The organism is Butyricimonas faecihominis (genome assembly GCF_033096445.1).
GTDB lineage: Bacteria > Bacteroidota > Bacteroidia > Bacteroidales > Marinifilaceae > Butyricimonas > Butyricimonas faecihominis.
Genome location: NZ_AP028155.1, coordinates 44,314 through 59,750, shown reverse-complemented (window position 1 = coordinate 59,750; position 15,437 = coordinate 44,314). Strand labels below are relative to the sequence as shown.

The following is a 15,437-nucleotide window of genomic DNA, read 5'->3' as shown; positions in this document are numbered from 1 at the left end:
CACCGTTTTCTGTTTTTCCAAAAATAGAGATTATTCCGCCAAATGTTAAAATCAAAGACACTAAATAATGTTAAAACAAATTTTAAGGTTTTCCCAAATAATTTCTAATCTCCTCTTAAAATGCAGAACATTACTAATATATGGTCTATTTTTTAACATTTCACCTTTTCTCATGACACACTTGTTAACAGACCACTCTCAAAAAGTAAGCAAAAATCAAGGTTTTACGACTTAACAATAACCTATACTATTTTTCGACGAAACAGTCGGAACGGCCTTCGTTCCAAACAAAGATAAGAAATAAATCATGCTCAACGTCCGATACTAGCGACAAAATACACCCCAATTATAACGGGTCTACATCGAAATAAATACGCACTCCCCTACCAATAGGAGTTTTCACCAATTCATCACTTTTCTGCTTTAAGAAAGCTTTCAATTTTGACAGGGAAAGACCTTGTTCCGCCTTTATCAGAATTTGTATCCGATACATTTTTCTAACCCGGGACACATCCGGTTCTGCCGGGCCGCATACCCTACGTTCCAACCGTTCCCGCAGCAACCTAGCTAACTCGTTCGCGGCATTTCTCAAAACCACCTCATCCACATGCCTCAACTCTACCTGAATCAACCGGGAAAAGGGGGGATAGTTAAACATTTCCCGTTCTTGGGATAACTGAGTGTAAAACTCTCTATAGTTTTCCTTCCTCACCAACTGATACACTCGACTTTGCATATCTGTTACCTGAATTACCACCTTTCCGCGCTCACCTTTTCGTCCACTGCGTCCACTCACTTGCATCAACATATCATAAGCTCGCTCCTCTGCCCGGAAATCGGGAAATCCCATCAGACTATCGGCATCCATCACCCCGACAAGTTTCACCCGTTCAAAATCCAACCCTTTCGAAACCATCTGTGTGCCGATCAGCACATCCAAATTTCCACTTTCAAAATCATCGATTAAAGCCCTGAACTTTGCCTTATTACTTATCACATCCAAGTCCATTCGGGCAATCCGGGCCTCCGGAAAATACTGTTTCACGTCTTCCTCGATCCGTTCCGTTCCCGGAGTACGATTCACGTAATGTCCCTGCCCACACTCCTGACACACGGCCGGAACAGCCCGCAGGCTCCCGCAATAATGACAATTCAACGTGTTCCGGTAGCGATAATAAGTCATACTCACATCGCAATGTTTACATTTCAGGATGGAACCACAACGATCACATTGTAAATAAGTCGAATATCCCCGTCTATTCTGGAATAAAATCACCTGCATCCCGCTCTCCAACACCCGTTTCATTCCCTCGTACAAAACCGGAGTAAAACTCCCTTTCATCATCTTTTTACGACGATACTCCTTCATATCCACGAACAACAGTTCCGGCATCATTACTTCCCCGTAACGGGTTGTCAGTTGCACGAAACCATATTTCCCACTTAGGGCATTCTGATAACTTTCAAAAGAAGGTGTTGCAGAACCTAACAATATTTTTGCCCCACTCATCTTTCCAAGCATTATAGCGGCATCACGACCGTTATAGCGGGGTGCCGGTTCTTTTTGCTTGTAAGAACTTTCATGCTCCTCGTCAACAATAACCAAACCCAATTGTTTATAAGGCAAGAACACGGATGACCGCACACCCAACACCACGGGATAAGGATTCGTACCATTTTGTTTACGCCACATCTCCGCCCGGGTACTATCTGCCATGCCCGAATGATAAACGCCGACTTGATCCCCGAAGACCCGTCGCAGGCGTTTCACGATCTGTACCGTTAACGCAATTTCCGGCAACAAGTACAACACCTGTTTTCCTTGCCTTAGCGTCTCTTGTATCAGATGAATATATATTTCAGTCTTACCCGAAGAAGTTACGCCCTGCAACAAGACACAATCCTTCTCCTTGTAATACCCTTGAATGTCGCCAAAAACCTTTTCTTGCGCCCCCGACAAAGCGTGTACATTTTCCACTTCCTCTTTAGATACCTCTAAACGGCTGACTTCCTGCACAACAATTTCCAACACGCCCCGTTCACACAATCCTTTCAAGGCTGAGGCTGAACTACCGATTTTCTGAATAAACTCCGTTCTAGGCACCCCCTCGATTCGATGCTCGTCGCTATAATACACCCAATCACACAGCATTTTGTATTGAGCCCTCGCCCGTTTTAAGCTATCAAGAATCTCGTCCAGTTCCTCACTTGTGAACTTTCGTTTCCATCTCACCAAACGTTCAATTTTAGGCTTGAACAGATCATCTACCGACTCCTTGATTCCGATAATTTCTTTTTCCAATAAGGCTCGAACTGCAACATAGACATCCTTTCTCTTCAAGAGTTTTTCGACTTCGGCCATACATATCTCACCTCTTTCTCGAAATACTCCCATGATCTCCTTCTCTTCCCGGCTTAATTCACTTTCATCTACCAACCGTTCTTCCCAGCCGTTCACCAAGCTCAAACTCGTGTAACTCTCCAAGCGCATCGAAACAGGTAATGCTGCACGCATAACCTCTCCCGGTGGTGTCATGTAATACTCGCTGAGCCACAATAGAAATTTCAAATGAGAACCAGAAAGAGCAAATCCTTCCTCGATAACTCGTTCTATCGGTTTTGTTTCAAATCCGACAGGCGGATTCGTATGCAACGCATAGACAACACCCGTGTAACGTTTATTCTTAACAAATGAAACGACCACGAGCGCACCTACCGTTACCGAATGTTCATATTCTTCCGGTACCGAATAAGTAAAAAAACTTTCCACTCCCAGAGGGATAATGACATCCGCGTACAACAAACGAATTAATTTTAGATTTTAAATAGACAAGACTTCCGTAATATCTAACAAATTATGATTTAACGGTTTTGAATTCTTAATAGCCTTGTTAAAAGGAACATGAACAATATCCTTATTCATAATCCCAACCATGATACTGGTCTGGTCATCCAACAAAGCATCCACTGCCGCCACTCCCAACGTACTAGCCGTCACGCGGTCAAAAGCGGAAGGAGATCCTCCTCTTTGGATATGACCTAGAACAGTTACTCGCACATCATATTCGGGATGTTTCTTAGCGATCTGATCGGCAATCGTATACGCTCCACCTGATTTATCACCTTCTGCCACGATCACGATACCACTTGACTTATGAGGTTTATAATCATGTTCCAGGTAACGATCCAAGTCATTCAAATCCGTCTCAATTTCCGGAACCAGAACAGCCTCGGCCCCCGTGGCCACGGCCGACCGTAACGCAATAAATCCGGCATCCCGTCCCATAACCTCGATAAAGAACAAACGATTATGAGCGCTTGCCGTATCCCGGATCTTATCCACGGCATCCACCACAGTGTTTACCGCCGTGTCATATCCAATCGTGTAATCCGTCCCGTAAAGATCATTATCTATCGTACCGGGAATCCCGACAATATGCACGTTATGCTCTTGACAGAACAACCGGGCTCCGGAAAAAGTTCCATCCCCACCAATCACGACCAATGCATCAATTCCCAATTCCTGCATCTTCTCGTAAGCTTTCGTACGTCCCTCCGGCGTACGGAATTCCTCGCTACGGGCTGTTTTCAGAATAGTTCCTCCGCGTTGAATAATATTACTCACGTCATGGGAATGCATACGCACAATATTTCCCTCAATCAATCCCTCATATCCATCGTAAATACCATAAGCCTCGCAGCCATTAAAAATAGCGGCCCTCACAACCGCCCGAATCGCGGCATTCATTCCCGGAGCATCGCCTCCTGAAGTTAAAACTCCTATTTTTTTAATCTTTCCCATAAAAACAATGTTTAATTGAAAATTGGAAATTAAAAATGTTAATCTCTATACCCCCAATTCTATAATTTATTTTTTTAGCTTTTAGTTTTTAACTTTTAGTTTTTAGCTTTTAACCCCTCCTTTATCTCTTCCATCACCCACCTCGGTGTTGAAGTAGCTCCACTGATCCCAACGCTCACAGCTTTATCAAACATCTCATCACGCAGGTCTTTCACCCCCTGCACAAAATAAGTCCGGGAATTCACCTCCCGACAAACCTCGAAAAGTTGCTTCCCGTTGGAACTCTTTTCCCCGCTAACAAACAAGATCACATCATGTCTTGCTGCAAAATCTTTCAACTGCGGGATTCGATTCGCCACCTTGCGGCAGATTGTATCGTTTACTACCACGGAGGCCCTCGCATTCTCCTTCACCAACTCCACGACACGCTTGAAACCATCCAAACTCTTGGTTGTTTGGGAAAACAGGATTACCGGACGAGAAAAATCAATGGATTTCAAATCTTCCTCTTGCTCGATAATCAGCGCCTCATCATTCGTTTGAGCCACCAACCCGTTCACCTCGGCATGCCCTCTTTTTCCATAAATCACGATCTGCCCCCCGCTCGCTCTCACCTCCTCGTATGCCTCTCGTATTTTCTTCTGCAAATTCAATACCACGGGACACGAGGCATCGATCACCTCAATCCCGTTCTTCTTTGCCAGTTCGTATGAACTCGGTGGTTCACCATGAGCCCGGAACAACACACGACACGCCTTCAACCGGGCAAACTCATCATGATCTATCGTACTTAATCCCAGTTGTTTTAATCGCTCCACCTCCAAACTATTATGCACAATATCTCCTATGCAATATAATCTTCCATGTTGCAACTCTTCCTCCGCCTTGGCAATCGCATTCACAACCCCAAAACAGAAACCGGAATTTTCGTCAATTTCTACTTTCATATTTCGAACGAATGATCTTTAACATCTCTTCCACTTCTTCCTCCACGGTCATATCGCCATTATCAATCAACACAGCATCCGACGTTCTCACCAAAGGACTTGTTTCCCGGTGTTCATCTATATAATCCCGTTTCCGGACATTCGCCTCCACTTCTTCATAAGTCACCTGCTCCCCCTTCTCGATCAGTTCCTTGTAACGTCGTTGAGCCCGTACTTCAGGACTTGCCGTCATAAAGAACTTCACCTCCGCATGAGGGAACACGACACTCCCAATATCCCGTCCATCCATGATTACACCACCCTCTTTTGCCATCTCCCGTTGTTTCTCAACAAGCAACTCCCGCACGTAAGGCAACGCAGCTATCAAACTCACGTTATCAGAAACCTCTAATCCGCGAATGGCCATCTCTACATACTCGCCATTCATGTAAGATTCATAACGTTTTTTTTCCTCGTTATATTTAAAACCGAAAATAATTGTCGGAAGAACTTCTTTCAATTTTTCATCATCCACGTTCCCGTTTCGGATTAATCCTTCACGCATTGCTTTCAACGTCACGATCCGGTACATGGCTCCCGTGTCAATATACGTGTACCCCAAACGTGCAGCCAGTATTTTGGATACCGTGCTTTTTCCCGTAGAAGAATGGCCATCAACGGCAACAATCAAACCTTTCTTTTCCATTTTCAATTTTATCTGTTCAGATTGCGAAGATACAAAAAAAGGGAGTAATCATGACGATCACCCCCTGCTATATTTTTGTTACAAATTCTAGTTTACCAACTGCAACAATTTCTTTGCCTTCTCCATCATGGTCTGGTTAGAAGACTCTTCTGCCAAAGAAGTAGCGATCTTAGCATATCTTTTAGCAACATCCTCGAAACCACATTTGTTAGAGATCAAGGCATAATTATAAAGGGCATCAAAATCTTTCTTTGACTCGACGGTCTTACCTGCCCACAATTGAATCACCTTCAAACGGGAAACATCATTCATGATCTCCAACGCACCATCGGTGATCTCCTTGATCATTTTCCTGTTCTCGGGGAAATAACGGAATAATTTTCTAGCCTTGTAGAAATAATCTTCTGACTTACGCTCTGCCCGCAATTGCTTGATGTAAAAATAGTCAGCCACCACGTCATAATGCTCGTAACCGCTACTCTTCAAGAAATCCAGATACTTGTTATACTCGATCTTGTTACTGTTGTAGTATTGTTCCAAATGACCGACAAACACGTTATCCAACTTCTGAAACACATCATCCTTCGAGAAGTTCTGCATGAACTTGGACTGATTGTTAAACAAATATTTAATCTGGGGGGCATTCACATCATCCACGTAATCCCGGATAATCGACCAGTTATAATCCTTCAAGTAATCCGCCTCCTTCTGAGTCTGAAAATACCTGTTCACAACATCACGATTCGGCTTCCCTTGGTTTTTCAACTCTCTCAGAAGTTGAATTGTCGTTTGGGGGTCCGCAGGATTCGCCTCGAACTTCTTCACTAAATTATCCAATGAATCCATCTCCTTCTCGTGAGCTTGCACTCCAACAAGATTGAATAATAAAACACCTACGATTAATACAATTTTCAACATAATACTTGATACTTAAATTTGAACTTACACCCATATAACACCTTTAGGAGCAAAAAGGGTGACTCAAAAGTCGATTTTAACTTAATATTTAACATGAATTAATTATTTTACTTACAAAAACGAATCAAATCTCCCCTTTAAATAAAAATTTATAACCTTCTCATTCTTTTTCTCTCTAATCCGTGAAATATTTAATATTTACGGTGTTATATACGGACTAAACATATTGTATGTTTCACCCGAATCCCTCTTTTTACATGAGAATCACTTAAATTTTAACAATCTTAATTTTTAAACACTCCACACTGATACAGAAATGAATGTTTTGTTCAAATTTATCTATAAATTGGATGCCAATATTAACCGATCTCTTTTCCTCGACAAATTCGTTAACACGTAATATCAATAAAATCCTCGGAAATCATTGGAAACTAATTTTTCTGATTGCTCCTTCTTAATCAAAAAAATTAATACATATAACCGTCCCATACACTTGATTTTAAGAAAATTTCAAAGGTATGACTAGACAACGGAAAATTGTATTAGCGAGATTGACCAAAAATTTAACTTTTCAATCAATCTCGTCCTTATTCTAATTCTCGAAAAACTTCGATACCTCGAAATACAAATTACGATAATGTGCCCGTGTATCCCGGTCTCCAGAATTCATTACTCGTTTTAGTAATTTATAAACTTTTTCCAACTCATAATGATAAACAGCATTCGCCACTATTCTCGTGTCAGAACCATCGACTGGACTCATAGCCATACGTTCATGCAAATGGCTCGTCGAACAAGAACATATATCAGCATGATCACCTTCAACCAAAGAACGTCGTCCTTTCTCTCCTGTAATCCCTTTTCCCTCAGCCATCATTAATGACAAGATGTAATTGTACTGCATCACCCGTTCGTAATGATTAAGATCCTGACGTTTTAGCGTTGGTTCCATCACCAGATTATAAACATCGTCCATATACTCGACTGGCGTATAAGCATCTTTACCATCCTGTTTTTCCCATACTGAAAGATTTGATAATATACCACTTGACGTTAAAGAACCAACAACCAATCCCATATACTCTGCCACTTTTGTATTCCCGAATGAGAAATTTCGTTCTATTTCAGGTTGACAATACCAATCTGGGAATGCCCGTAATTGTTCTAATATAAAAGCTAATGCTTCCTGTTGTTTTTCCTTGCTCACGAATTTATAAGCTTTCTTTTGATCACCCATAACCGGAGCATCCAAATAAACACCTCCCAAATAAACGAGAATATGTTCAATATACCTCCTGTATTGACCGAATATTTCCCGATAAAGTTCTTCTGGTTTCTCAAAAGTCTCTCCTTCATCATACGTCCATTCTAACAAATGGCTCGTAATATATTTCAAGTTTTCAATCCCGTAACGATTAGCTTTCATACAATCATTACCCAAAGATTCAGATAAAGCAGACGGATCTACAATCGAAAACAAAGAAAACTGCTGAGGTCCATAATGATACATCGGATCATCTTGCTTTTCTTGTATCCATTGATTCAGAATCGGACGTTCTGCCTCCGGACTCTCTACTGCAATAGGCGCATATCCCCATTTTATGGCGTATTTATCATAAACACCCAAAAGTGGGGGAAGTAAATTTACACCTTCGTCTCCCGGTTGCGCCACATAATTAAAACGAGCGTAATCCATGATAGAAGGAGTTGTTCCATATTTCCGAGTAAATGTCACGGAACGCAAAGAATCTACCGGGTAAGCATAAGATGCCCCCATATTATGCATCAACCCAAGTGTATGACCAATTTCATGAGCCGCAACATACCGCAATGCTCGCCCCATCGTTTCCTCGTCAAACACTTTTGTCCTCACTTTAGGGTCAACCTGAGCTAATTGAACAAATTGCCAATTATGCAACAACTTTATCACGTTATGGTAGAATAATACATCAGCTTGTATGATTTCTCCCGAACGAGGATCAATCCAAGCCGGACCCATTGAATTGGCTGTTTCTGTCGTAATATAGCGATAACACGAGTAACGAATATCATCCGGATCAAAATTTGGATCATCCACCGGATAGTCTTTAGCTACTATCGCATTCTTAAAACCAATTTCTTCAAAGGCCGCTTGCCAATCTTCAACCCCTAACTTAATGTATTTTCTCCATCGTTCCGGAATAGCGGGATCAATGTACCACACGATCGGCTTCTTCGGTTCCACAAGTTCTCCATTACGATAGCGCTCCACATCCTCATCTTTAGGCTCGATTCGCCATCGTTGGATATAATCTACTTTTTTCAACTCGTCCACCTTTTCCGTATAAATATGTTTTCGTAACGGGAAATACCCGATTCGGACATCAGATATACGCGGTCTCATAGGCTCATCCGGTAACAGAATGATCGAACGAGTCATAATAGCTGTAAAAGGATAATCATCAACGGTATACACTAACCGACTTTTAATGTTCAGATTTAAAGGAAATGATTTCACTTCTAATATCGTCGATTTATCACTAGAAAAACTCCCCTCCAAAGGATTCTCCCCAAGAATAAAACTCAACGGGGTTCGCGGTTTAAAAGGACTTAATTCTTTCTGGTCCGAACAAAAGAAAAAAGAAACATCAATCACAATTCCGGTAGAATCTGCATTCTCACACACGATTTTAAAAGCCTCCATTATTGGCTCGACATTATTTCTTTGCAATGATTGATAAATCGGGGACATCGGGTCGCATTGATTCAACGGACTCAACCGATGTAAATACACTTGTTCATCATCCCGTGTAAATTTCACCAATAACGGATGAAGAGGCATTTCTCCTCCCGACACGTCGGTATTATTACTTGTAGCTGTTACCCGTGAAGAAAGCAACATTTCCTTATCCAACAAACATTGAGGTATTTCAAAATACACTTTCTGTTTTTTCTTGAATATTTTAAACATCCCTTCATGCACCTCCGCATCTTTTAAAATATCGGCATAATTACTAGCACTCACCGCCGAATCCTGCTTGGTTGTCACGGGACTCAACTCTCCCAACTTTTTGCCAAACAACTGAGCTTCACTAGTCTTTGCCAGTAATAAACCGGCAAAGATTAGTATTCCTGTCCTTACATTCATTCTTGATTATTTAAACTGTTTATTTCCAATAGCAACAAGATCAATCTGATATTTCATCTTAAAATAATTTACCAAGATGTCATATTTATCTTTCAATTTACTATGAGCATCTAGCACGGGTTTTAACTCTTCATAAGGAACCGTCAGAATTACTCCCATAAAATCTTTAAAATCACCTTCTTTATTAGGTGTCACCAATGAATAAGAATTTGAAGGATCTCTATACCAGAAACCATAATCTCTTACATCCACATCAGTCACACCCTCATTTTCCGGTAAATATTCCAAAAACGATTGATAATACCCTTTACTCACTTCATAAAAACTCTCCGGAACTTGAATAATACCATTTTGTAATAGATACTCTTGCCAGAACACTCCGTTAGTTGACTCGCGCATGCTTCTCAACTCTTCTTCTGATAAATTCTCTACCCCTTCCCGTATTTTTCCTAAAGCCAAATAACTAAGACCTGCTAAGGCCGCATTATCCTCCAGTACTCCCCAATTCATCCGGCCCACTTGTTTTCCAATCAACAATTTCAATGGAAAATACTTCTTTTTAAAGTCTATATCATAGATACTTAAAAATGTCTTTTCTAACATAGAAAATCCCTTCATCAAAACTACTCGGTCTTCTTGTTTTGTCAGATAAACATTTTTTGCTAGTCCACTCATGTTCCACTGGTAATCAATCGTATCGTAATCAACCATAATAATTGATCCGTTCTCTCGATAAAATTTATAAATATATTGATCGACCGCATCCCCTCCCTCCTTCAATTCATAAGGGATATCTCCCTTCGTCGTATGAATGTCATTCTCATCATAACAGGCTGAAAATCCCATACCTAATACAATGATTAACGATAGTAATTTATTTGTTCTCATCCTATTCTTCTTTTAATTATTGTACAATAACCCCTTTTCTCTCCGGACGATTGATATTCTCCAGATTATAGTCAAACTCTTTTACCTCCACAGGCAGAGGCAACGTGTACGCTTTATCATTCTCTTCAAGTACAAATTTCACTTTTTGAGAACTATTCATGTCTGTCGTGTAAATATGCTCTATCCTTGGACGATCCCAACGCCGGAGGTCAAACCAACGATGTTGCTCGAAACACAACTCGAAACGGCGTTCCTGCCGAACCAACTGAATAACATCTGTTTTCGTAGAAACTGTTATTGGAACCTCTACCTCATAACGATATTTCCGCAGATGTTCAATATCATCCAAAGCCAAATCCGTATGCCCCAACTCCGCATTAGCCTCTGCTCGATTCAGATAGGCCTCTGCCGTACGAAAAGCGAAACCATATACTCCTGTATTTGCAGCACCCTTCCCAACAATCAAATCACCCCAATCATCTTTCACGTAAGTCCGTTTTCGGGCATCATTTGCATGAAATGAATTATAAAACGCCATTGAAACAGGAAAACACCCACGATATGCAGCACTAAGATAATTCACTTCATAATCACCATACGTCCAAATAATTTCAGGATTTTCTTTCGTAAAAACATAATCTTCTTCCGTTAACGTTCGAATATCATATAAAGCCGAATTTACCGTTAAAACCTTATCCGCATAAGAAATGGCTTGTTCATAGTCTTTTTTGTATAGATAAAATCTAGAGGCTAACAAATAAGCAGCACCTTTGGATATCCGAAAAACCGTTTTCGTATAATCCGTAGCTTCAAGAAGTTGAATAGACTTTATCAGATCTTTCTCTATCAATTCATAAGAACGTGCCAATGTTTCCCGTTTATATGTCCGCTCCCGCACACTATGCTCGTAATTAAAGGGAATACCTAAAGCTTTATCAGCCGTTTCTTTCTCGTAAGGTTCACCGTACAAATTTACTAGCATAAAATAACAATACGCACGCAAAAAATAAGCTTCCCCCAGTAAATCATCTTTATCGCTCTGAATTCCTTCCGCATCATCCAATAAATCAATGACATTATTAGCAATAAGTATCTTACTATAATACGTTTCCCAAGCATTATCCGTATTCAACGCCCCGGTAAAACGATACTCCGGATTCGGTTGCCAACAAAAATAACCATACCCATCCCCCCGAATATCTGACTGCATAACGGGCCATGTATTCGCTTTTTCTTCAACATCATCCGTCATAATATCCAAATACGTATGAATCGACGTATTATTTCGGATATACCCCTCCCCAAACAAAAATTCACTATAGTCCTTTACCGTTTTAGGAATAATTAGGTCTTGAGAACTCTCTTCCAGAAAATCTCCACACGAAGAGAAAAGTACTACAACTATTATATATATCAATTTCTTCATAACAGTCTCGTTTTAAAGTGAAATATTTAATCCAAAAGTAAAACTCTTCGTCGGAGGTACCGTTCCGGATCCCAAAGTCATCTGTTCCGGATCCTGTCCTCGTAATTTCTTATTAGCCCACAACCAAAGATTCCCAGCCTCTAAACGCAAACTAACTCCAGACACTCCGATGTGTTTATAAAGATGTTCCGGCAAATTATAACTCAACGAAATATTTCTCATCCGCAAAAAATCACCCGACACAACCCGTAAATCTGCATTATTATACATCTCCCACTTATTACTGGATATTGTATATTTACGATCCATATCAGAATAAGCTAAACTCAAATCTGACAACGCTGGAATATCCGTATTCTCGTTTATCCCTTTTCTCCAACGATTTACAAATTCATCAGACATATTTTGCTGAGGCAAAGGCAACATCTGTCCTGTAGATTCATACAAATTATTCAATCGAACTTTTTTACCTACAGAGAAAGCAAATAATGCGTTCAATGTAAAACCTTTAAAACTGAAATAAGTCGAAAATCCTCCGTTAAAATCAGCCACCCGTTTTCCGGAATACGCAAATGCTTTAGCAAACATTTCCTCTTTTGAGATACCGTCCGGCTCATCTATATCTTTAAATTTCGGTAACCCCTCTTCATCCAAACCATCAAACTTATAGGAATAAAAGCCATCCAAAGGCTTAGACTCCACAATCAGATTCCCTTGCAAATAATCCTTGTAATCATAAGTCTGCGTCTGATTCTTACTGGTTACTTTATTATAATTCTGATACATATTCAAAGAGAGTCCCCATATAAAATCCTTCGTTTTTATCGGAGTTCCATTTAACGTAAATTCCCAACCCTTATTTTCCACATCACCCCCGTTAATTGAAACATCTCTTTTACCGGAAACCGTTGAAACTCGTTTGGTTATAATCTGATCTTCACCTTTTTTCAAATAATATTCAGCATAACCACTGATCCTATTATTCAAAAATGCAAACTCTAAAGCTAAATTATAAGATTTTGTCTTTTCCCACTTCAAATATGGATTCTGAAGTTTATTTAAAGATGACATATATTCTTTAGAAACATCATCCATTCCACTCATGGACACGATCAGATCCGGAGTCTGGTCCGAATGTACATTACCTTGTACCCCGTATGATCCTTTCAATGCCAATAAATTCATCCATTGGACATTACGAAAGAACACCTCGTTATGAATATTCCAACGGACAGCGGCAGACCATACTGGCAAGAATTTCGTACTCTTATCCTGTCCGAATTTATTGGATCCATCGGTACGGATATTAAAATTAGCCGTGTAACGGTCATCATAAGTATACGTGAAAGTCCCATAGAAAGAAACCACATTAGTCAAACGATCCACCACCACATCCGGATTAGCCATCAACCATTCGTTATATAAAGGCCATTCTGTTGCATTAATAGCAACAAACTTCTTACCTCTATCCGGTAAATATCCCCGTTGTACAGTAGATATTCCGTCATATTTTACAGAACGAGCTTCCGTCCCCACATTCACATCAATTTCATGCACCTCATGTAACCTTTTGAAATAATTAAATCCAGCCCTTACCGTGTATGTAGATGATAATGTATTATCATTTTTCAATTCCCCACCATAAGGTAAACGGCACCTAGTTTCAACAAAATTACGATCGGTCGGCAATTCATCACCATAATTCACACCCCGTAAATCCGCAATATAATATGATTTCTCGTTTGCCCATTCAGAATCCTTCGTATTAGCTTTTGATAGAGAAAACACTCCGGAGAATGTCAATCCTGACAATATTTTATAATTTACATCCACCATGAAATCAATTGTCTGATTCTTTATCTTTCGACCGGTATTATCTCGTTCATTAAGGATATTATAATTCAAGATAGTTTCATAACCTTCTGTTTTATTATAGAATAAATAAGATCCATCCTTATTATAAGCGGGAATCGCACGAGAAGTATTATAAGCATAACCATATGGATCGATAGAACCATGCAAATATTTCTTTGTTGCCGCGTAAGCCCTCAAAGATAACCCGACATTCAATCTTTTACTCAATTCTAAATTTAACTTCAAAAGAGCATTATAATTCTCCACATCAGAACCTTTCACCACGGCATTTGTATTTGCATATCCTGCAGAAAAATAATAATTCACAAACTCCGAACCTCCCGAAATTGATAATGAATGTTTATGAGACACGTCCGTTCTAAAAAGCTCATCGTACCAATCAGTATTCACTTTTTCAAGATCATACACCCGATCCACAAATTGTTCTTGGGTAATCCGTTTAGCATACAAATCATACAAAGCTCCCTCATAACCGATATTAGAAGGTTTTATTCCGAACGTCAATCCCCTCTCCTCAATCTCCTTAGACACATCAATTCTTTCTTTGGAATTCATCCGATTCAAATTATTATAACTCGGTCTCAAACTAATTCCCACATTACCAGAATAATGCACTGTTGGCTTTCCATATTTACCCTTTTTTGTCGTGATCACAATCACACCATTAGCCGCTTTCACTCCATATATAGCCGTTGCTGATGCATCTTTCAAAACATCAATACGATCAATATCTTCCGGATTAATACTGGCAATTGCATTACCAATCAAATTCACGTTATCCAAACTATTCAACTCTTCAGCAGAAATAGGCACCGGATCTTCTAAAATAATTCCATCTACCACCCAAACCGGTTCCCGATTTCCAGAAATAGAAGAGGCTCCCCGGATTCGCACTTTCGGAGCTGCACCAGGAGTTGAAGTCGGATTGATAATATTCACCCCTGCCAATTTTCCCTGTAACATATTATCAATCGAAATAGCAGCACCTTCCTGTAACTCAGATCCCTTCACGCTGATCACAGAACTAGCATTTTTACGTTTATCAATACGTTGATATCCGGTAATAACAACCTCATCCATCGTATTCACCTCCTCTTCCAACACCACATTAATCGTATCTTTACCCACATATTTCACCTCTTGTGTCTTCATTCCGACAAAAGAAAATTGAAGGACAAAATCTTTCTCTCCTTGGGGAATTGCCAACTTATAATCGCCATTCACGTCTGTAGCCGTCCCTACTGACAACCCTTTAATCATCACCGTGACTCCCGGAAGAGGTACCCCACTCTTATCTGTCACTCGCCCCGTAATAGTTCTTTGTTTCGCCTCTCCATTTTTTTGCTCCATTTCACTCAAATTACGGATCACTATCGTCTGATCCACAATTTTATATCCCAATCTAGTTCCTTTTAAACAAACATCCAATATTTCCTGAACGGTCACATTTTTCAGTTCAACCGTTAAGTCATTTACTTTAGCAACATCCTCGTGACTATAAAGGCAAGTATAGTCACTCTTTGATTCGATCATTTTTAAAACCTCCACCAAAGAAACACGAGCCACGTTTACATTTAACAATGTCTCCTGCGATTTCACCACGGCATTCACTTGAAGTACCGTAAGCAACATGAATAACATGAAAAACTTCATCATAAGACAACATTTTCTCAAGCCAGAATACCAGCCCTTGCATTTGAACTTTTTTTTCATACATTTGTAAATTAGATAAGTTACTGTCCTGAATCTGTTTCAGGATTAGGCAGGTG

Annotated in this window: 9 protein-coding genes; all 9 read right to left on the bottom strand. The window is 40.0% G+C overall.

The features are described from left to right. Positions 1–346 precede the first annotated feature (346 nt). A complete protein-coding gene (gene priA, locus R8806_RS00220; protein WP_124317755.1) occupies positions 347–2,803 on the bottom strand; it encodes a replication restart helicase PriA in 2,457 nt (818 codons plus the stop codon). 18 nt (positions 2,804–2,821) lie between these two features. Continuing rightward, complete coding sequence (gene pfkA / locus R8806_RS00215; RefSeq protein WP_087421811.1) at positions 2,822–3,802, bottom strand: 6-phosphofructokinase; 981 nt, start codon at positions 3,800–3,802, stop codon at positions 2,822–2,824. Between the two features lie 95 nt (positions 3,803–3,897). Further along, entirely contained in the window at positions 3,898–4,749 is an 852-nt protein-coding gene (locus R8806_RS00210; protein WP_124317756.1) for a 4-hydroxy-3-methylbut-2-enyl diphosphate reductase, read from the bottom strand. After that, positions 4,733–5,434, bottom strand: coding sequence for a (d)CMP kinase (gene cmk, locus R8806_RS00205; protein WP_124317757.1), 702 nt, complete (start codon positions 5,432–5,434; stop codon positions 4,733–4,735). Before cmk ends, R8806_RS00210 begins: the two co-directional genes overlap by 17 nt. Positions 5,435–5,521: 87 nt before the next feature. After that, positions 5,522–6,352 carry a hypothetical protein gene (locus R8806_RS00200; RefSeq protein WP_087421808.1) on the bottom strand — a complete coding sequence of 277 codons (831 nt, stop codon included), beginning with the start codon at positions 6,350–6,352 and terminating at the stop codon, positions 5,522–5,524. Positions 6,353–6,944: 592 nt separating this feature from the next. Continuing rightward, positions 6,945–9,479, bottom strand: a complete 2,535-nt coding sequence (locus R8806_RS00195) for a zinc-dependent metalloprotease (protein ID WP_124318203.1) — start codon at positions 9,477–9,479, stop codon at positions 6,945–6,947. A gap of 6 nt (positions 9,480–9,485) precedes the next feature. Next, entirely contained in the window at positions 9,486–10,367 is an 882-nt protein-coding gene (locus tag R8806_RS00190; RefSeq protein ID WP_151412112.1) for a zinc-binding metallopeptidase, read from the bottom strand. A 16-nt stretch (positions 10,368–10,383) separates the two neighbouring features. Next, positions 10,384–11,793: a RagB/SusD family nutrient uptake outer membrane protein gene (locus tag R8806_RS00185; RefSeq protein ID WP_124317923.1), complete on the bottom strand. Its 1,410-nt coding sequence runs from the start codon at positions 11,791–11,793 to the stop codon at positions 10,384–10,386. Between the two features lie 12 nt (positions 11,794–11,805). Continuing rightward, positions 11,806–15,324 carry a SusC/RagA family TonB-linked outer membrane protein gene (locus R8806_RS00180; protein WP_164719885.1) on the bottom strand — a complete coding sequence of 1,173 codons (3,519 nt, stop codon included), beginning with the start codon at positions 15,322–15,324 and terminating at the stop codon, positions 11,806–11,808. Positions 15,325–15,437 lie beyond the last annotated feature (113 nt).

Bases quoted from the DNA above. Each gene is read 5' to 3' on its own strand.
- R8806_RS00195 (WP_124318203.1), bottom strand. From the start codon at position 9,479: ATGAATGTAAGGACAGGAATACTAATCTTTGCCGGTTTATTACTGGCA.
- R8806_RS00190 (WP_151412112.1), bottom strand. From the start codon at position 10,367: ATGAGAACAAATAAATTACTATCGTTAATCATTGTATTAGGTATGGGA.
- R8806_RS00180 (WP_164719885.1), bottom strand. From the start codon at position 15,324: ATGATGAAGTTTTTCATGTTATTCATGTTGCTTACGGTACTTCAAGTG.
- R8806_RS00185 (WP_124317923.1), bottom strand. From the start codon at position 11,793: ATGAAGAAATTGATATATATAATAGTTGTAGTACTTTTCTCTTCGTGT.
- pfkA (WP_087421811.1), bottom strand. From the start codon at position 3,802: ATGGGAAAGATTAAAAAAATAGGAGTTTTAACTTCAGGAGGCGATGCT.
- cmk (WP_124317757.1), bottom strand. From the start codon at position 5,434: ATGGAAAAGAAAGGTTTGATTGTTGCCGTTGATGGCCATTCTTCTACG.
- R8806_RS00210 (WP_124317756.1), bottom strand. From the start codon at position 4,749: ATGAAAGTAGAAATTGACGAAAATTCCGGTTTCTGTTTTGGGGTTGTG.
- R8806_RS00200 (WP_087421808.1), bottom strand. From the start codon at position 6,352: ATGTTGAAAATTGTATTAATCGTAGGTGTTTTATTATTCAATCTTGTT.